Raw genomic sequence first — 22,522 nt, 5'->3', positions numbered from 1 at the left:
CCGCGAGAAGCATTACATGCATGTTTGCAGCCAGATCGCCGAGTAACGGTTGAAATTACAGGCTTATCTAAGTAATTAACATTTAAATCTAAGAATTATTTAATTTATCTATTGGGTGTGTGATGAGTAATTTTATAGTAATTGAAAAAGACTCTCTAAATAAAGTCAGCGTCAATGCTGAATGTATTGTTTTGTCTGAATCAAGTATTGTTCATACAAAAATGAATCGTGATGATGTTGCGGAATTCATTCGTGATGGAAATAATTTAATTTTAAAGCTCAAAAATGGAGAAGTTATTGTTATTGAGAACTTCTTTGTTGTAGATGCGGAAGGGGTTACATCAGATTTAGTTTTTGAAGAAGATGGTTGTGTTCTTTATTGGTTTGATGGTCTTTCTGGTTTTAAAGAAATTTCAGGATTAGAAGCATTATTGCCAGCAGTTGAAGGCAGTAAGCTTGTTGGATTGTTACCTTGGTTGGTGGGTGCGGGTGTTGTTGGTGGTGCTGCTGCGATTATTGACCATAATGATGATAAAAATATTCAGAAAGATACTATTAATGATGCACCAACGATCACGATTACACAGACGAATAACTTCACCGAAGACGCCGCTGGCAATGCGGTCGGCTCGGTGGTAGCGACGTTCACCACAGCTGACGAAGAAAACGACCCTGTGACGGTGACGTTGAGTGACACCATCAACTACGCACTGGACGGCAACACCGTGGTCTTGACTGCGGCCGGCTTGGCCCTAGTCAACAAGGGTGAGGATCTGCCTGCATTCACGCTCACTCCGAATGACGGCAAGGTGGACGGCACGGCTGCCAACGTCGATCCGTTGGTGACTGCGGTGAATGATGCACCAACGATCACGATTACACAGACGAATAACTTCACCGAAGACGCTGCTGGCAATGCGGTCGGCTCGGTGGTAGCGACGTTCAGCACCAACGACGAAGACGGTAATACGGTAACGGTGACGTTGAGTGACACCATCAACTACGCACTGGACGGCAACACCGTGGTCTTGACTGCGGCCGGCTTGGCCCTAGTCAACAAGGGTGAGGATCTGCCTGCATTCACGCTCACTCCGAATGACGGCAAGGTGGACGGCACGGCTGCCAACGTCGATCCGTTGGTGACTGCGGTGAATGATGCACCAACGATCACGATTACACAGACGAATAACTTCACCGAAGACGCTGCTGGCAATGCGGTCGGCTCGGTGGTAGCGACGTTCAGCACCAACGACGAAGACGGTAATACGGTAACGGTGACGTTGAGTGACACCATCAACTACGCACTGGACGGCAACACCGTGGTCTTGACTGCGGCCGGCTTGGCCCTAGTCAACAAGGGTGAGGATCTGCCTGCATTCACGCTCACTCCGAATGACGGCAAGGTGGACGGCACGGCTGCCAACGTCGATCCGTTGGTGACTGCGGTGAATGATGCACCAACGATCACGATTACACAGACGAATAACTTCACCGAAGACGCTGCTGGCAATGCGGTCGGCTCGGTGGTAGCGACGTTCAGCACCAACGACGAAGACGGTAATACGGTAACGGTGACGTTGAGTGACACCATCAACTACGCACTGGACGGCAACACCGTGGTCTTGACTGCGGCCGGCTTGGCCCTAGTCAACAAGGGTGAGGATCTGCCTGCATTCACGCTCACTCCGAATGACGGCAAGGTGGACGGCACGGCTGCCAACGTCGATCCGTTGGTGACTGCGGTGAATGATGCACCAACGATCACGATTACACAGACGAATAACTTCACCGAAGACGCTGCTGGCAATGCGGTCGGCTCGGTGGTAGCGACGTTCAGCACCAACGACGAAGACGGTAATACGGTAACGGTGACGTTGAGTGACACCATCAACTACGCACTGGACGGCAACACCGTGGTCTTGACTGCGGCCGGCTTGGCCCTAGTCAACAAGGGTGAGGATCTGCCTGCATTCACGCTCACTCCGAATGACGGCAAGGTGGACGGCACGGCTGCCAACGTCGATCCGTTGGTGACTGCGGTGAATGATGCACCAACGATCACGATTACACAGACGAATAACTTCACCGAAGACGCTGCTGGCAATGCGGTCGGCTCGGTGGTAGCGACGTTCAGCACCAACGACGAAGACGGTAATACGGTAACGGTGACGTTGAGTGACACCATCAACTACGCACTGGACGGCAACACCGTGGTCTTGACTGCGGCCGGCTTGGCCCTAGTCAACAAGGGTGAGGATCTGCCTGCATTCACGCTCACTCCGAATGACGGCAAGGTGGACGGCACGGCTGCCAACGTCGATCCGTTGGTGACTGCGGTGAATGATGCACCAACGATCACGATTACACAGACGAATAACTTCACCGAAGACGCTGCTGGCAATGCGGTCGGCTCGGTGGTAGCGACGTTCAGCACCAACGACGAAGACGGTAATACGGTAACGGTGACGTTGAGTGACACCATCAACTACGCACTGGACGGCAACACCGTGGTCTTGACTGCGGCCGGCTTGGCCCTAGTCAACAAGGGTGAGGATCTGCCTGCATTCACGCTCACTCCGAATGACGGCAAGGTGGACGGCACGGCTGCCAACGTCGATCCGTTGGTGACTGCGGTGAATGATGCACCAACGATCACGATTACACAGACGAATAACTTCACCGAAGACGCTGCTGGCAATGCGGTCGGCTCGGTGGTAGCGACGTTCAGCACCAACGACGAAGACGGTAATACGGTAACGGTGACGTTGAGTGACACCATCAACTACGCACTGGACGGCAACACCGTGGTCTTGACTGCGGCCGGCTTGGCCCTAGTCAACAAGGGTGAGGATCTGCCTGCATTCACGCTCACTCCGAATGACGGCAAGGTGGACGGCACGGCTGCCAACGTCGATCCGTTGGTGACTGCGGTGAATGATGCACCAACGATCACGATTACACAGACGAATAACTTCACCGAAGACGCTGCTGGCAATGCGGTCGGCTCGGTGGTAGCGACGTTCAGCACCAACGACGAAGACGGTAATACGGTAACGGTGACGTTGAGTGACACCATCAACTACGCACTGGACGGCAACACCGTGGTCTTGACTGCGGCCGGCTTGGCCCTAGTCAACAAGGGTGAGGATCTGCCTGCATTCACGCTCACTCCGAATGACGGCAAGGTGGACGGCACGGCTGCCAACGTCGATCCGTTGGTGACTGCGGTGAATGATGCACCAACGATCACGATTACACAGACGAATAACTTCACCGAAGACGCTGCTGGCAATGCGGTCGGCTCGGTGGTAGCGACGTTCAGCACCAACGACGAAGACGGTAATACGGTAACGGTGACGTTGAGTGACACCATCAACTACGCACTGGACGGCAACACCGTGGTCTTGACTGCGGCCGGCTTGGCCCTAGTCAACAAGGGTGAGGATCTGCCTGCATTCACGCTCACTCCGAATGACGGCAAGGTGGACGGCACGGCTGCCAACGTCGATCCGTTGGTGACTGCGGTGAATGATGCACCAACGATCACGATTACACAGACGAATAACTTCACCGAAGACGCTGCTGGCAATGCGGTCGGCTCGGTGGTAGCGACGTTCAGCACCAACGACGAAGACGGTAATACGGTAACGGTGACGTTGAGTGACACCATCAACTACGCACTGGACGGCAACACCGTGGTCTTGACTGCGGCCGGCTTGGCCCTAGTCAACAAGGGTGAGGATCTGCCTGCATTCACGCTCACTCCGAATGACGGCAAGGTGGACGGCACGGCTGCCAACGTCGATCCGTTGGTGACTGCGGTGAATGATGCACCAACGATCACGATTACACAGACGAATAACTTCACCGAAGACGCTGCTGGCAATGCGGTCGGCTCGGTGGTAGCGACGTTCAGCACCAACGACGAAGACGGTAATACGGTAACGGTGACGTTGAGTGACACCATCAACTACGCACTGGACGGCAACACCGTGGTCTTGACTGCGGCCGGCTTGGCCCTAGTCAACAAGGGTGAGGATCTGCCTGCATTCACGCTCACTCCGAATGACGGCAAGGTGGACGGCACGGCTGCCAACGTCGATCCGTTGGTGACTGCGGTGAATGATGCACCAACGATCACGATTACACAGACGAATAACTTCACCGAAGACGCTGCTGGCAATGCGGTCGGCTCGGTGGTAGCGACGTTCAGCACCAACGACGAAGACGGTAATACGGTAACGGTGACGTTGAGTGACACCATCAACTACGCACTGGACGGCAACACCGTGGTCTTGACTGCGGCCGGCTTGGCCCTAGTCAACAAGGGTGAGGATCTGCCTGCATTCACGCTCACTCCGAATGACGGCAAGGTGGACGGCACGGCTGCCAACGTCGATCCGTTGGTGACTGCGGTGAATGATGCACCAACGATCACGATTACACAGACGAATAACTTCACCGAAGACGCTGCTGGCAATGCGGTCGGCTCGGTGGTAGCGACGTTCAGCACCAACGACGAAGACGGTAATACGGTAACGGTGACGTTGAGTGACACCATCAACTACGCACTGGACGGCAACACCGTGGTCTTGACTGCGGCCGGCTTGGCCCTAGTCAACAAGGGTGAGGATCTGCCTGCATTCACGCTCACTCCGAATGACGGCAAGGTGGACGGCACGGCTGCCAACGTCGATCCGTTGGTGACTGCGGTGAATGATGCACCAACGATCACGATTACACAGACGAATAACTTCACCGAAGACGCTGCTGGCAATGCGGTCGGCTCGGTGGTAGCGACGTTCAGCACCAACGACGAAGACGGTAATACGGTAACGGTGACGTTGAGTGACACCATCAACTACGCACTGGACGGCAACACCGTGGTCTTGACTGCGGCCGGCTTGGCCCTAGTCAACAAGGGTGAGGATCTGCCTGCATTCACGCTCACTCCGAATGACGGCAAGGTGGACGGCACGGCTGCCAACGTCGATCCGTTGGTGACTGCGGTGAATGATGCACCAACGATCACGATTACACAGACGAATAACTTCACCGAAGACGCTGCTGGCAATGCGGTCGGCTCGGTGGTAGCGACGTTCAGCACCAACGACGAAGACGGTAATACGGTAACGGTGACGTTGAGTGACACCATCAACTACGCACTGGACGGCAACACCGTGGTCTTGACTGCGGCCGGCTTGGCCCTAGTCAACAAGGGTGAGGATCTGCCTGCATTCACGCTCACTCCGAATGACGGCAAGGTGGACGGCACGGCTGCCAACGTCGATCCGTTGGTGACTGCGGTGAATGATGCACCAACGATCACGATTACACAGACGAATAACTTCACCGAAGACGCTGCTGGCAATGCGGTCGGCTCGGTGGTAGCGACGTTCAGCACCAACGACGAAGACGGTAATACGGTAACGGTGACGTTGAGTGACACCATCAACTACGCACTGGACGGCAACACCGTGGTCTTGACTGCGGCCGGCTTGGCCCTAGTCAACAAGGGTGAGGATCTGCCTGCATTCACGCTCACTCCGAATGACGGCAAGGTGGACGGCACGGCTGCCAACGTCGATCCGTTGGTGACTGCGGTGAATGATGCACCAACGATCACGATTACACAGACGAATAACTTCACCGAAGACGCTGCTGGCAATGCGGTCGGCTCGGTGGTAGCGACGTTCAGCACCAACGACGAAGACGGTAATACGGTAACGGTGACGTTGAGTGACACCATCAACTACGCACTGGACGGCAACACCGTGGTCTTGACTGCGGCCGGCTTGGCCCTAGTCAACAAGGGTGAGGATCTGCCTGCATTCACGCTCACTCCGAATGACGGCAAGGTGGACGGCACGGCTGCCAACGTCGATCCGTTGGTGACTGCGGTGAATGATGCACCAACGATCACGATTACACAGACGAATAACTTCACCGAAGACGCTGCTGGCAATGCGGTCGGCTCGGTGGTAGCGACGTTCAGCACCAACGACGAAGACGGTAATACGGTAACGGTGACGTTGAGTGACACCATCAACTACGCACTGGACGGCAACACCGTGGTCTTGACTGCGGCCGGCTTGGCCCTAGTCAACAAGGGTGAGGATCTGCCTGCATTCACGCTCACTCCGAATGACGGCAAGGTGGACGGCACGGCTGCCAACGTCGATCCGTTGGTGACTGCGGTGAATGATGCACCAACGATCACGATTACACAGACGAATAACTTCACCGAAGACGCTGCTGGCAATGCGGTCGGCTCGGTGGTAGCGACGTTCAGCACCAACGACGAAGACGGTAATACGGTAACGGTGACGTTGAGTGACACCATCAACTACGCACTGGACGGCAACACCGTGGTCTTGACTGCGGCCGGCTTGGCCCTAGTCAACAAGGGTGAGGATCTGCCTGCATTCACGCTCACTCCGAATGACGGCAAGGTGGACGGCACGGCTGCCAACGTCGATCCGTTGGTGACTGCGGTGAATGATGCACCAACGATCACGATTACACAGACGAATAACTTCACCGAAGACGCTGCTGGCAATGCGGTCGGCTCGGTGGTAGCGACGTTCAGCACCAACGACGAAGACGGTAATACGGTAACGGTGACGTTGAGTGACACCATCAACTACGCACTGGACGGCAACACCGTGGTCTTGACTGCGGCCGGCTTGGCCCTAGTCAACAAGGGTGAGGATCTGCCTGCATTCACGCTCACTCCGAATGACGGCAAGGTGGACGGCACGGCTGCCAACGTCGATCCGTTGGTGACTGCGGTGAATGATGCACCAACGATCACGATTACACAGACGAATAACTTCACCGAAGACGCTGCTGGCAATGCGGTCGGCTCGGTGGTAGCGACGTTCAGCACCAACGACGAAGACGGTAATACGGTAACGGTGACGTTGAGTGACACCATCAACTACGCACTGGACGGCAACACCGTGGTCTTGACTGCGGCCGGCTTGGCCCTAGTCAACAAGGGTGAGGATCTGCCTGCATTCACGCTCACTCCGAATGACGGCAAGGTGGACGGCACGGCTGCCAACGTCGATCCGTTGGTGACTGCGGTGAATGATGCACCAACGATCACGATTACACAGACGAATAACTTCACCGAAGACGCTGCTGGCAATGCGGTCGGCTCGGTGGTAGCGACGTTCAGCACCAACGACGAAGACGGTAATACGGTAACGGTGACGTTGAGTGACACCATCAACTACGCACTGGACGGCAACACCGTGGTCTTGACTGCGGCCGGCTTGGCCCTAGTCAACAAGGGTGAGGATCTGCCTGCATTCACGCTCACTCCGAATGACGGCAAGGTGGACGGCACGGCTGCCAACGTCGATCCGTTGGTGACTGCGGTGAATGATGCACCAACGATCACGATTACACAGACGAATAACTTCACCGAAGACGCTGCTGGCAATGCGGTCGGCTCGGTGGTAGCGACGTTCAGCACCAACGACGAAGACGGTAATACGGTAACGGTGACGTTGAGTGACACCATCAACTACGCACTGGACGGCAACACCGTGGTCTTGACTGCGGCCGGCTTGGCCCTAGTCAACAAGGGTGAGGATCTGCCTGCATTCACGCTCACTCCGAATGACGGCAAGGTGGACGGCACGGCTGCCAACGTCGATCCGTTGGTGACTGCGGTGAATGATGCACCAACGATCACGATTACACAGACGAATAACTTCACCGAAGACGCTGCTGGCAATGCGGTCGGCTCGGTGGTAGCGACGTTCAGCACCAACGACGAAGACGGTAATACGGTAACGGTGACGTTGAGTGACACCATCAACTACGCACTGGACGGCAACACCGTGGTCTTGACTGCGGCCGGCTTGGCCCTAGTCAACAAGGGTGAGGATCTGCCTGCATTCACGCTCACTCCGAATGACGGCAAGGTGGACGGCACGGCTGCCAACGTCGATCCGTTGGTGACTGCGGTGAATGATGCACCAACGATCACGATTACACAGACGAATAACTTCACCGAAGACGCTGCTGGCAATGCGGTCGGCTCGGTGGTAGCGACGTTCAGCACCAACGACGAAGACGGTAATACGGTAACGGTGACGTTGAGTGACACCATCAACTACGCACTGGACGGCAACACCGTGGTCTTGACTGCGGCCGGCTTGGCCCTAGTCAACAAGGGTGAGGATCTGCCTGCATTCACGCTCACTCCGAATGACGGCAAGGTGGACGGCACGGCTGCCAACGTCGATCCGTTGGTGACTGCGGTGAATGATGCACCAACGATCACGATTACACAGACGAATAACTTCACCGAAGACGCTGCTGGCAATGCGGTCGGCTCGGTGGTAGCGACGTTCAGCACCAACGACGAAGACGGTAATACGGTAACGGTGACGTTGAGTGACACCATCAACTACGCACTGGACGGCAACACCGTGGTCTTGACTGCGGCCGGCTTGGCCCTAGTCAACAAGGGTGAGGATCTGCCTGCATTCACGCTCACTCCGAATGACGGCAAGGTGGACGGCACGGCTGCCAACGTCGATCCGTTGGTGACTGCGGTGAATGATGCACCAACGATCACGATTACACAGACGAATAACTTCACCGAAGACGCTGCTGGCAATGCGGTCGGCTCGGTGGTAGCGACGTTCAGCACCAACGACGAAGACGGTAATACGGTAACGGTGACGTTGAGTGACACCATCAACTACGCACTGGACGGCAACACCGTGGTCTTGACTGCGGCCGGCTTGGCCCTAGTCAACAAGGGTGAGGATCTGCCTGCATTCACGCTCACTCCGAATGACGGCAAGGTGGACGGCACGGCTGCCAACGTCGATCCGTTGGTGACTGCGGTGAATGATGCACCAACGATCACGATTACACAGACGAATAACTTCACCGAAGACGCTGCTGGCAATGCGGTCGGCTCGGTGGTAGCGACGTTCAGCACCAACGACGAAGACGGTAATACGGTAACGGTGACGTTGAGTGACACCATCAACTACGCACTGGACGGCAACACCGTGGTCTTGACTGCGGCCGGCTTGGCCCTAGTCAACAAGGGTGAGGATCTGCCTGCATTCACGCTCACTCCGAATGACGGCAAGGTGGACGGCACGGCTGCCAACGTCGATCCGTTGGTGACTGCGGTGAATGATGCACCAACGATCACGATTACACAGACGAATAACTTCACCGAAGACGCTGCTGGCAATGCGGTCGGCTCGGTGGTAGCGACGTTCAGCACCAACGACGAAGACGGTAATACGGTAACGGTGACGTTGAGTGACACCATCAACTACGCACTGGACGGCAACACCGTGGTCTTGACTGCGGCCGGCTTGGCCCTAGTCAACAAGGGTGAGGATCTGCCTGCATTCACGCTCACTCCGAATGACGGCAAGGTGGACGGCACGGCTGCCAACGTCGATCCGTTGGTGACTGCGGTGAATGATGCACCAACGATCACGATTACACAGACGAATAACTTCACCGAAGACGCTGCTGGCAATGCGGTCGGCTCGGTGGTAGCGACGTTCAGCACCAACGACGAAGACGGTAATACGGTAACGGTGACGTTGAGTGACACCATCAACTACGCACTGGACGGCAACACCGTGGTCTTGACTGCGGCCGGCTTGGCCCTAGTCAACAAGGGTGAGGATCTGCCTGCATTCACGCTCACTCCGAATGACGGCAAGGTGGACGGCACGGCTGCCAACGTCGATCCGTTGGTGACTGCGGTGAATGATGCACCAACGATCACGATTACACAGACGAATAACTTCACCGAAGACGCTGCTGGCAATGCGGTCGGCTCGGTGGTAGCGACGTTCAGCACCAACGACGAAGACGGTAATACGGTAACGGTGACGTTGAGTGACACCATCAACTACGCACTGGACGGCAACACCGTGGTCTTGACTGCGGCCGGCTTGGCCCTAGTCAACAAGGGTGAGGATCTGCCTGCATTCACGCTCACTCCGAATGACGGCAAGGTGGACGGCACGGCTGCCAACGTCGATCCGTTGGTGACTGCGGTGAATGATGCACCAACGATCACGATTACACAGACGAATAACTTCACCGAAGACGCTGCTGGCAATGCGGTCGGCTCGGTGGTAGCGACGTTCAGCACCAACGACGAAGACGGTAATACGGTAACGGTGACGTTGAGTGACACCATCAACTACGCACTGGACGGCAACACCGTGGTCTTGACTGCGGCCGGCTTGGCCCTAGTCAACAAGGGTGAGGATCTGCCTGCATTCACGCTCACTCCGAATGACGGCAAGGTGGACGGCACGGCTGCCAACGTCGATCCGTTGGTGACTGCGGTGAATGATGCACCAACGATCACGATTACACAGACGAATAACTTCACCGAAGACGCTGCTGGCAATGCGGTCGGCTCGGTGGTAGCGACGTTCAGCACCAACGACGAAGACGGTAATACGGTAACGGTGACGTTGAGTGACACCATCAACTACGCACTGGACGGCAACACCGTGGTCTTGACTGCGGCCGGCTTGGCCCTAGTCAACAAGGGTGAGGATCTGCCTGCATTCACGCTCACTCCGAATGACGGCAAGGTGGACGGCACGGCTGCCAACGTCGATCCGTTGGTGACTGCGGTGAATGATGCACCAACGATCACGATTACACAGACGAATAACTTCACCGAAGACGCTGCTGGCAATGCGGTCGGCTCGGTGGTAGCGACGTTCAGCACCAACGACGAAGACGGTAATACGGTAACGGTGACGTTGAGTGACACCATCAACTACGCACTGGACGGCAACACCGTGGTCTTGACTGCGGCCGGCTTGGCCCTAGTCAACAAGGGTGAGGATCTGCCTGCATTCACGCTCACTCCGAATGACGGCAAGGTGGACGGCACGGCTGCCAACGTCGATCCGTTGGTGACTGCGGTGAATGATGCACCAACGATCACGATTACACAGACGAATAACTTCACCGAAGACGCTGCTGGCAATGCGGTCGGCTCGGTGGTAGCGACGTTCAGCACCAACGACGAAGACGGTAATACGGTAACGGTGACGTTGAGTGACACCATCAACTACGCACTGGACGGCAACACCGTGGTCTTGACTGCGGCCGGCTTGGCCCTAGTCAACAAGGGTGAGGATCTGCCTGCATTCACGCTCACTCCGAATGACGGCAAGGTGGACGGCACGGCTGCCAACGTCGATCCGTTGGTGACTGCGGTGAATGATGCACCAACGATCACGATTACACAGACGAATAACTTCACCGAAGACGCTGCTGGCAATGCGGTCGGCTCGGTGGTAGCGACGTTCAGCACCAACGACGAAGACGGTAATACGGTAACGGTGACGTTGAGTGACACCATCAACTACGCACTGGACGGCAACACCGTGGTCTTGACTGCGGCCGGCTTGGCCCTAGTCAACAAGGGTGAGGATCTGCCTGCATTCACGCTCACTCCGAATGACGGCAAGGTGGACGGCACGGCTGCCAACGTCGATCCGTTGGTGACTGCGGTGAATGATGCACCAACGATCACGATTACACAGACGAATAACTTCACCGAAGACGCTGCTGGCAATGCGGTCGGCTCGGTGGTAGCGACGTTCAGCACCAACGACGAAGACGGTAATACGGTAACGGTGACGTTGAGTGACACCATCAACTACGCACTGGACGGCAACACCGTGGTCTTGACTGCGGCCGGCTTGGCCCTAGTCAACAAGGGTGAGGATCTGCCTGCATTCACGCTCACTCCGAATGACGGCAAGGTGGACGGCACGGCTGCCAACGTCGATCCGTTGGTGACTGCGGTGAATGATGCACCAACGATCACGATTACACAGACGAATAACTTCACCGAAGACGCTGCTGGCAATGCGGTCGGCTCGGTGGTAGCGACGTTCAGCACCAACGACGAAGACGGTAATACGGTAACGGTGACGTTGAGTGACACCATCAACTACGCACTGGACGGCAACACCGTGGTCTTGACTGCGGCCGGCTTGGCCCTAGTCAACAAGGGTGAGGATCTGCCTGCATTCACGCTCACTCCGAATGACGGCAAGGTGGACGGCACGGCTGCCAACGTCGATCCGTTGGTGACTGCGGTGAATGATGCACCAACGATCACGATTACACAGACGAATAACTTCACCGAAGACGCTGCTGGCAATGCGGTCGGCTCGGTGGTAGCGACGTTCAGCACCAACGACGAAGACGGTAATACGGTAACGGTGACGTTGAGTGACACCATCAACTACGCACTGGACGGCAACACCGTGGTCTTGACTGCGGCCGGCTTGGCCCTAGTCAACAAGGGTGAGGATCTGCCTGCATTCACGCTCACTCCGAATGACGGCAAGGTGGACGGCACGGCTGCCAACGTCGATCCGTTGGTGACTGCGGTGAATGATGCACCAACGATCACGATTACACAGACGAATAACTTCACCGAAGACGCTGCTGGCAATGCGGTCGGCTCGGTGGTAGCGACGTTCAGCACCAACGACGAAGACGGTAATACGGTAACGGTGACGTTGAGTGACACCATCAACTACGCACTGGACGGCAACACCGTGGTCTTGACTGCGGCCGGCTTGGCCCTAGTCAACAAGGGTGAGGATCTGCCTGCATTCACGCTCACTCCGAATGACGGCAAGGTGGACGGCACGGCTGCCAACGTCGATCCGTTGGTGACTGCGGTGAATGATGCACCAACGATCACGATTACACAGACGAATAACTTCACCGAAGACGCTGCTGGCAATGCGGTCGGCTCGGTGGTAGCGACGTTCAGCACCAACGACGAAGACGGTAATACGGTAACGGTGACGTTGAGTGACACCATCAACTACGCACTGGACGGCAACACCGTGGTCTTGACTGCGGCCGGCTTGGCCCTAGTCAACAAGGGTGAGGATCTGCCTGCATTCACGCTCACTCCGAATGACGGCAAGGTGGACGGCACGGCTGCCAACGTCGATCCGTTGGTGACTGCGGTGAATGATGCACCAACGATCACGATTACACAGACGAATAACTTCACCGAAGACGCTGCTGGCAATGCGGTCGGCTCGGTGGTAGCGACGTTCAGCACCAACGACGAAGACGGTAATACGGTAACGGTGACGTTGAGTGACACCATCAACTACGCACTGGACGGCAACACCGTGGTCTTGACTGCGGCCGGCTTGGCCCTAGTCAACAAGGGTGAGGATCTGCCTGCATTCACGCTCACTCCGAATGACGGCAAGGTGGACGGCACGGCTGCCAACGTCGATCCGTTGGTGACTGCGGTGAATGATGCACCAACGATCACGATTACACAGACGAATAACTTCACCGAAGACGCTGCTGGCAATGCGGTCGGCTCGGTGGTAGCGACGTTCAGCACCAACGACGAAGACGGTAATACGGTAACGGTGACGTTGAGTGACACCATCAACTACGCACTGGACGGCAACACCGTGGTCTTGACTGCGGCCGGCTTGGCCCTAGTCAACAAGGGTGAGGATCTGCCTGCATTCACGCTCACTCCGAATGACGGCAAGGTGGACGGCACGGCTGCCAACGTCGATCCGTTGGTGACTGCGGTGAATGATGCACCAACGATCACGATTACACAGACGAATAACTTCACCGAAGACGCTGCTGGCAATGCGGTCGGCTCGGTGGTAGCGACGTTCAGCACCAACGACGAAGACGGTAATACGGTAACGGTGACGTTGAGTGACACCATCAACTACGCACTGGACGGCAACACCGTGGTCTTGACTGCGGCCGGCTTGGCCCTAGTCAACAAGGGTGAGGATCTGCCTGCATTCACGCTCACTCCGAATGACGGCAAGGTGGACGGCACGGCTGCCAACGTCGATCCGTTGGTGACTGCGGTGAATGATGCACCAACGATCACGATTACACAGACGAATAACTTCACCGAAGACGCTGCTGGCAATGCGGTCGGCTCGGTGGTAGCGACGTTCAGCACCAACGACGAAGACGGTAATACGGTAACGGTGACGTTGAGTGACACCATCAACTACGCACTGGACGGCAACACCGTGGTCTTGACTGCGGCCGGCTTGGCCCTAGTCAACAAGGGTGAGGATCTGCCTGCATTCACGCTCACTCCGAATGACGGCAAGGTGGACGGCACGGCTGCCAACGTCGATCCGTTGGTGACTGCGGTGAATGATGCACCAACGATCACGATTACACAGACGAATAACTTCACCGAAGACGCTGCTGGCAATGCGGTCGGCTCGGTGGTAGCGACGTTCAGCACCAACGACGAAGACGGTAATACGGTAACGGTGACGTTGAGTGACACCATCAACTACGCACTGGACGGCAACACCGTGGTCTTGACTGCGGCCGGCTTGGCCCTAGTCAACAAGGGTGAGGATCTGCCTGCATTCACGCTCACTCCGAATGACGGCAAGGTGGACGGCACGGCTGCCAACGTCGATCCGTTGGTGACTGCGGTGAATGATGCACCAACGATCACGATTACACAGACGAATAACTTCACCGAAGACGCTGCTGGCAATGCGGTCGGCTCGGTGGTAGCGACGTTCAGCACCAACGACGAAGACGGTAATACGGTAACGGTGACGTTGAGTGACACCATCAACTACGCACTGGACGGCAACACCGTGGTCTTGACTGCGGCCGGCTTGGCCCTAGTCAACAAGGGTGAGGATCTGCCTGCATTCACGCTCACTCCGAATGACGGCAAGGTGGACGGCACGGCTGCCAACGTCGATCCGTTGGTGACTGCGGTGAATGATGCACCAACGATCACGATTACACAGACGAATAACTTCACCGAAGACGCTGCTGGCAATGCGGTCGGCTCGGTGGTAGCGACGTTCAGCACCAACGACGAAGACGGTAATACGGTAACGGTGACGTTGAGTGACACCATCAACTACGCACTGGACGGCAACACCGTGGTCTTGACTGCGGCCGGCTTGGCCCTAGTCAACAAGGGTGAGGATCTGCCTGCATTCACGCTCACTCCGAATGACGGCAAGGTGGACGGCACGGCTGCCAACGTCGATCCGTTGGTGACTGCGGTGAATGATGCACCAACGATCACGATTACACAGACGAATAACTTCACCGAAGACGCTGCTGGCAATGCGGTCGGCTCGGTGGTAGCGACGTTCAGCACCAACGACGAAGACGGTAATACGGTAACGGTGACGTTGAGTGACACCATCAACTACGCACTGGACGGCAACACCGTGGTCTTGACTGCGGCCGGCTTGGCCCTAGTCAACAAGGGTGAGGATCTGCCTGCATTCACGCTCACTCCGAATGACGGCAAGGTGGACGGCACGGCTGCCAACGTCGATCCGTTGGTGACTGCGGTGAATGATGCACCAACGATCACGATTACACAGACGAATAACTTCACCGAAGACGCTGCTGGCAATGCGGTCGGCTCGGTGGTAGCGACGTTCAGCACCAACGACGAAGACGGTAATACGGTAACGGTGACGTTGAGTGACACCATCAACTACGCACTGGACGGCAACACCGTGGTCTTGACTGCGGCCGGCTTGGCCCTAGTCAACAAGGGTGAGGATCTGCCTGCATTCACGCTCACTCCGAATGACGGCAAGGTGGACGGCACGGCTGCCAACGTCGATCCGTTGGTGACTGCGGTGAATGATGCACCAACGATCACGATTACACAGACGAATAACTTCACCGAAGACGCTGCTGGCAATGCGGTCGGCTCGGTGGTAGCGACGTTCAGCACCAACGACGAAGACGGTAATACGGTAACGGTGACGTTGAGTGACACCATCAACTACGCACTGGACGGCAACACCGTGGTCTTGACTGCGGCCGGCTTGGCCCTAGTCAACAAGGGTGAGGATCTGCCTGCATTCACGCTCACTCCGAATGACGGCAAGGTGGACGGCACGGCTGCCAACGTCGATCCGTTGGTGACTGCGGTGAATGATGCACCAACGATCACGATTACACAGACGAATAACTTCACCGAAGACGCTGCTGGCAATGCGGTCGGCTCGGTGGTAGCGACGTTCAGCACCAACGACGAAGACGGTAATACGGTAACGGTGACGTTGAGTGACACCATCAACTACGCACTGGACGGCAACACCGTGGTCTTGACTGCGGCCGGCTTGGCCCTAGTCAACAAGGGTGAGGATCTGCCTGCATTCACGCTCACTCCGAATGACGGCAAGGTGGACGGCACGGCTGCCAACGTCGATCCGTTGGTGACTGCGGTGAATGATGCACCAACGATCACGATTACACAGACGAATAACTTCACCGAAGACGCTGCTGGCAATGCGGTCGGCTCGGTGGTAGCGACGTTCACCACAGCTGACGAAGAAAACGACCCTGTGACGGTGACGTTGAGCGACACCACCAACTATGCACTGGACGGCAACACCGTGGTCTTGACTGAGGCTGGCTTGGCCCTAGTCAACAAGGGTGAGGATCTGCCTGCATTCACGCTCACTCCGAATGACGGCGAGGTGAACGGCACGGCTGCCAACGTCGATCCGTCGGTGACAGCATTGCCGAGACCCACCATTACCTTGGAACCCATCACTGGCGACAACGTAATCAACAAGTCCGAATCCGAGCGCGACAACGTGCCGGTGACAGGTACGGTGGGGGATGATGCGAAGGTGGATGACATCGTCACGCTGGCCGTGAATGGCAAGACCTTCACCGGCAAGGTCTATGATGACAACGGCATCTTGCGCTTCAGTATTGATGTGCCTGGGGGTATTTTGGCTACTACTACGTCCATTACCGCTAGCGTAAGTACTGCGGATGCAGCTGGCAATGTGGGTACGGGCAGTACCGACCATACCTATTCGGTGGATAGGGAAGCTATAATAACCATCACCGGCTCGCTGGCTGTTGACGATGTGATCAACGAAACTGAATCTGGTAAGCCTCTGGTGATTAGTGGTACGACCGATGCAGAGGTAGGGCAGGTTATCAAGGTTCAGATCGGTGGTAAGTCCTACACCTTCAAAATCGTTGATGCGAGCGGGAACTGGAACGTGACAGTGCCTGTCGAAGATGTAGCTTTACTTACGGGTTCTCCGCAGATCACTGCAAGCGTGACCGATAGCGCAGGTAATTACGCACAGGATCTGCACACGATTACCGTGGACAGAATGCCTCCCGCAGTGAAGATCACGGTGGATCCAGGCGTGCTAAATGGTGTTGGTGTGGCTAATTCCGGCGAGTTGACTATTAATTTTACCGAAGTGCCGTATGATTCCGCAGGCAATGCACTGTCGGCGGCGGAGGTTCTGGCTTTGCTAGGTAATCCAGCCAATCTCACGCTCGATACGCTGAGTACGAGCGATGGCGGGCTGACCTGGACGGGTATGGTCACCGCAGCGACAAACACCGAAACGACGGTGTCGCTAGAGATTGCTGCTGGGAGTTATTATGATCAGGCAGGTAACGCAGGTGGCAATGGCAATGGTAAAGTCAATATTGATACGATTGCACCAACGATCGCCATCCATGGCCCGCTGGCTGGTGACGACGTAATTAATGCGGCTGAATCCCAGCAAGACTTGACCATTAGCGGCACGACCACAGGCGTGGAAAACGGCCAGAAGGTGACGGTGACCGTGGGCGGCAAGACCTACACCGCGACGGTGACGGACAACGCCTGGAGCGTGACGGTACCGGCGGAAGCTGTGGGCGAACTGCCTACAACAGGTTCTGTGTCTGTGACTGCTGACGTGAGCGATAAGGCTGGCAACCCTGCAACGCAGGCGACCCATCTGGTCAGGGTGGATACGGAAGAGCCAATCATCACCATCACCACGGTGGCGGATGATAATAACATCGTCGAATGGGATGAGAAGACTACCGACGGCTTTATCGTTGCTGGTACGGCTTCGGGCGTGCCGACGGATGCCGTAGTCATCGTGACTTTCAAAGATGCCAGTGGTAATCCCATTCTCGGTGCCGACAACAACCCGATTAGCGTCACCGGCACAGTCGATGCGAGTGGCAATTGGTCGGCGGAGGTCACCAAGGAACAAGCCGCACTGTTGAAGGACGGCACGACCACAGCCACCGTCAGCGATGCCGCAGGCAATAGCGCTAGCGATGATCAGGCCTACACGGTTGCCGCGCCGCCGGCACCGGTGATCACTGGTTACTACGACAACATCGAGTATGTGCAGGGAAGCGCCAGTGCGCAGGCTGCGCTTGACGGCACCACTACGGTCTCGGGCAGCGTGTTGGACCGCTATGGCGAAGCGCTCACCGGCTTCGATACGCCAACCACGCTGGCTGGTACCTACGGCACCTTCATCTTCAACACCGCCACTGGCGAATGGAGCTACGTGCTCAATACAGGCTTGGCTGGTGCACTTGCCGCAAGCAACGCACCGCTGAACGACCAGCTCACTGTCACCCGCAGTGACGGCAAGCAGTACCAGGTGCAGGTCGCGATCCACGATATGTTCCCGCCGGGCGTGGCCACCGTCACCGCCACCACCGTGGCCTTGAAGGATGAAAACCTGATCAATAGCTCCGAGGTCGAGGGCCAACTGAACGGCACCGTGACAGGCACTAGCTTGGTCACGGGCGTGACCGTCGACGGCCAGCCCGTCACCATCGGCCAGACGCTGGAACTGCCTGACAAGGGCGCGATCACCGTGTACGGCGATGGTCACTACACCTTCGAACCCTACGACCACGGCGCCTCGATCACGCTGGACTACACCGTCGATGGCAGCACACCACAGACGACCACCATCGTCGACAACTCGGTGGTCTACAGCAACGACGTCATGGGCCGCATTACTGGCGCGGTGGACGCGCCCGATGGCCAGGTCACCCTGCGCCTGTACGCTAACAAGCAAAGCACCGACGACAGCGCGCCGGGCCCACAGGGCTACCCTAACGGTGCCGACGTGGTGGTCACGGTCAGCGACGGCCAATGGACAATCAGCCCCGATCAACTGCGTGAAGTGCTGCAGACCATCTGGTGGGCCGATCAACTGCGTGGCGATGACGAAATCTATCTGCAGGTCAAGCTAGTTGATACCGTTACTGGACACGTCAGCAAGGTGTCTGAAAAGTACACCTTCGTGGCTGATACTTATGCTCCGCAGGCGACCCATGTTGATTATGTTGCACCGGAAAGCACTGGATTTGGTCATGTCACCGCACTCGTGTCTGGTGACCTGACTAACGCCAAGCAAACCCATGCCGATATTGGCGACAAAGTCGAGGTGTACTATGACGGTGAGTTCTATGGCGAGGGTATAGTTGGTAGTCTGGCTCCTGGTTACGGGCAATATTTACAGATCAATGTAGCGCTTAATCAGGCCTTGCCTATTGACTACAACTCGGATCTTCTTAAGGTTCATGTCACCGACAAGGCGGGCAATACTGGTACCAGTGACAGTGGAACCGTAACTCCGGCACCAGAGAATCTGCCAACACCGATAGTGGTTGCCTATGTAGATTCTGTTACTGGTTCTAATGGTGTAGGCGGAAGCGGTGACACTGGGGATGTTGGATACAATGGACTGACCAACGATAGGCAGGGTAGCATTCGCGGTACGATTGACTTGGATGCAGCCGGTGGCGACGAGGTGGACGAAATCTGGGTCACCGTGCGTGGCCTCGGCCCGATCCGTATCGAAGTGCCTGAAAGTGCGAGCGGAGTTTGGACCTGGACCATCACCTCGGAACGGCTCGCCCTGCTCACCACCACCGGCACCCTCGGCGATGGTTCGGTCGAAGTGGTGGCGCGTGCCTACAACTCGGATTCCAACTCGACAGGCCTAGCATCCGCGCCATTTGTGTTCACCGTGGACGGTACCCCGCCGACGGTGAGTGTCAGTGTAGACGATGTGAACCTGACTGGCGCGGAGACCGTCATGGTCACCTTCACCTTCAATGAAGCGCCGCAGGGCTTTGTCGTGGGCGACATCACCACAACCGGTGGCACGGTCTCGAACCTGCAGCAGGTCAGCCCGCTGGTCTGGACGGCCACGTTCGCCCCGACAGCGGGTTACGAAGGTGCTGCCTCGGTGACGCTTGCGGCGGGCAGTTACGCCGATGCAGCGGGCAATGCCGGCTTGGCAGGCAACGTGGTCGGCATGACCGTGGATACCCGCGCGCCTGTCAACACGGTACCTGTGGCGCAGACAGTCAATGAAGACACGACGTTGAGCCTGTCGACGGTTCAGGTGGCTGACACCAACCTCGCCAGCGTGCAGCTCAGCGTGGGCAATGGTGTCATGAAAGTGACGTTGCAAACTGGGGCTTCCATTAGTGCTGGTAGCAACGGTAGCGGTACCCTGACCTTGGTCGGCAGCGAGGCGGCGATCAACGCGACCTTGCAGACCTTGACCTACCAAGGTAATACTCACTGGAGTGGTATCGATACCCTGGCGGTGGTTTCCAAGGATAACTTTGGGCAGACAGCTAATAACACCACGACGATCAACGTCACGCCGGTGGCCGACGCGCCCACGTTGACCCTGACGCCGCCGCCGGTGGTCGAGTCACCAGTGGACAATGGACTGGTGCGGACCAGTTACACGGGTTTGAACATTGGCGGCAATGGCGGCAATGGTGTGTCTGTAACAGAGTTGCTGGTCGGTTTTACTGTTGCCTCCAGTGGCACCAGCACCACAGTTACCAATGCCAATGTCAACATCTCCAACGGATTGACTGCTAACGCAGGTGTCAAGATGTCCGGCCTGATCTATCTGGAAGCAGGTAAGTCATATACCTTTGGTGGTACTGCCGATGACAGCGCTGCCATTGTGGTCGGTGGTATCACTGTGGCTTCGGGGCGTTGGGGCATTAGTAGTACCAGTCCTGATGGCTCTAGTGGATCCGGTAAGTTTCAAGGCACGTTTACGCCCTCTGCCAGTGGTTACTACACATTGGATATCTATGTGCATAACCAATCTGGGGATGGTGGCTATAGCATCTTGTTTAAAGAAGGGTTGAACCCAGCCGCCGTGCTGTCGACGACGTCTGCGCAACTGTTTACAAATGTGGCAGCGATTGAGGCGGCAGGGGGTGAACTGGGCAGTCTGAGCAACGGTACCGGTGGCTACGGCTATTACAAGGCCTATGGTGCCAATGAAGGCGAGGCTGGTACTGCCATCAAGATTTCCAGCATTGCTGCAGGTCTGGTGGATACCGATGGCTCCGAAACTTTGGCGGTGTGGGTCAAGAACATCCCAGTGGGTGCGAAGCTCAGCGATGGCAGCAACAGCTTCACCGCCACAAGTGGCAACACGCAAGTGGATGTTCAGAGCTGGAACAAGGCTACGCTGACTTACACCCCGCCGATCAATGCTAGCACTGGTGCGGTAACGTTGCAGGTGGAGGCCATCACCACCGAAGTGGGTAATCCCTCCAGCACCGCCAGCACCACTGGCAGCCTAGTGGTGCAGGTGCATGCGGTCGAGCCTGTCGTGTTGGGTGCGTTCAGCGGTGGCGTGCTGGGCAATACCTCGGCGTGGACTGTTACAGAGGGAACGGTGGCGATTAATAGTGATGGGCGACTGGTGATTGATGATTCAAGCAACAATGGTGGAAATAATGCCATAGCCACCAGCGCTGCTTTTACTGTCAATCATGCTGGCAGTACTCTGACGTTCAACCAGTGGACGAGCGAGGCACGGAACGGTGATTCGGTCAGTTATCGGTTGCAAAAGCAGAACGTCAATGGCACTTGGAGCAATGTGACGGGGGGCGATGGTACGCACAATTTCACGAACGACACCAATCTGAGCAACCAGTCCATTACTCGGACAATCGATGAGGCAGGCACCTACCGGCTGGTGTTCACGGTTGCGGACAATTCACGGTGGGGCAATCTTACCTTGCAGGTCGACAATATCACCCTGACCCCACCTCAGAACATCGCTGGCAGGGGTGCATCTGCCGAAAGCTTCGTTGCCGATTCGTTCGGTGAAGATCTGCTGATGAGTGGTCTCGAGAATGACAGCTTAAACGGCGGTGCAGGAAGTGACATCCTCAATGGTGGTTCAGGCAACGATACCTTGATTGGTGGTTCTGGTTCAGACACAGCGATTTATGCGGTCTTAAATGCTGCCGATGCGACTGCTGGCAATGCTACCGATACATGGAAAGATTTCCATTTTGGTGACACTACTGTGGATAGCAAAGCTGACAAAATAGAGTTTAGCGTAGACTTCTTTATCGGATTGCTAGGTGATAACTCAAATATCGCCGACTATATCTCTGTAACCGAGGATGGCTATAATGTTGTGGTATCTGTAGATCGTGATAGTTTGGCAACTGCTTATAATTCGACAGAATTACTGGTGCTTGAAAATCAAGCAGGTTTAACTTTGGAGCAGTTATTGGCTAACGGTCAAATCATTATTGGTTAATATTATTGTTAGTGAGGCTTTTGAGTCACATACAAAGTACAGGGATGTGGATCGTCCCTGTGCTTTGAGTT

At 56.3% G+C, this 22,522-nt stretch carries 1 protein-coding gene; it reads left to right on the top strand.

Features of this window, described 5'->3' with window-relative positions; translation table 11 throughout:
- Window positions 1-122 precede the first annotated feature (122 nt).
- Window positions 123-22,451: a VCBS domain-containing protein gene (locus G0028_RS19655; RefSeq protein WP_194088767.1), complete on the top strand. Its 22,329-nt coding sequence runs from the start codon at window positions 123-125 to the stop codon at window positions 22,449-22,451.
- The last annotated feature ends 71 nt before the right edge of the window (window positions 22,452-22,522 follow it).

This window comes from Acinetobacter piscicola, assembly GCF_015218165.1.
Taxonomy (GTDB): Bacteria; Pseudomonadota; Gammaproteobacteria; order Pseudomonadales; family Moraxellaceae; genus Acinetobacter; species Acinetobacter piscicola_A.
The sequence above is the reverse complement of the archived record's forward strand: the minus strand, read 5'-3'. Positions and strand labels throughout refer to the sequence as shown.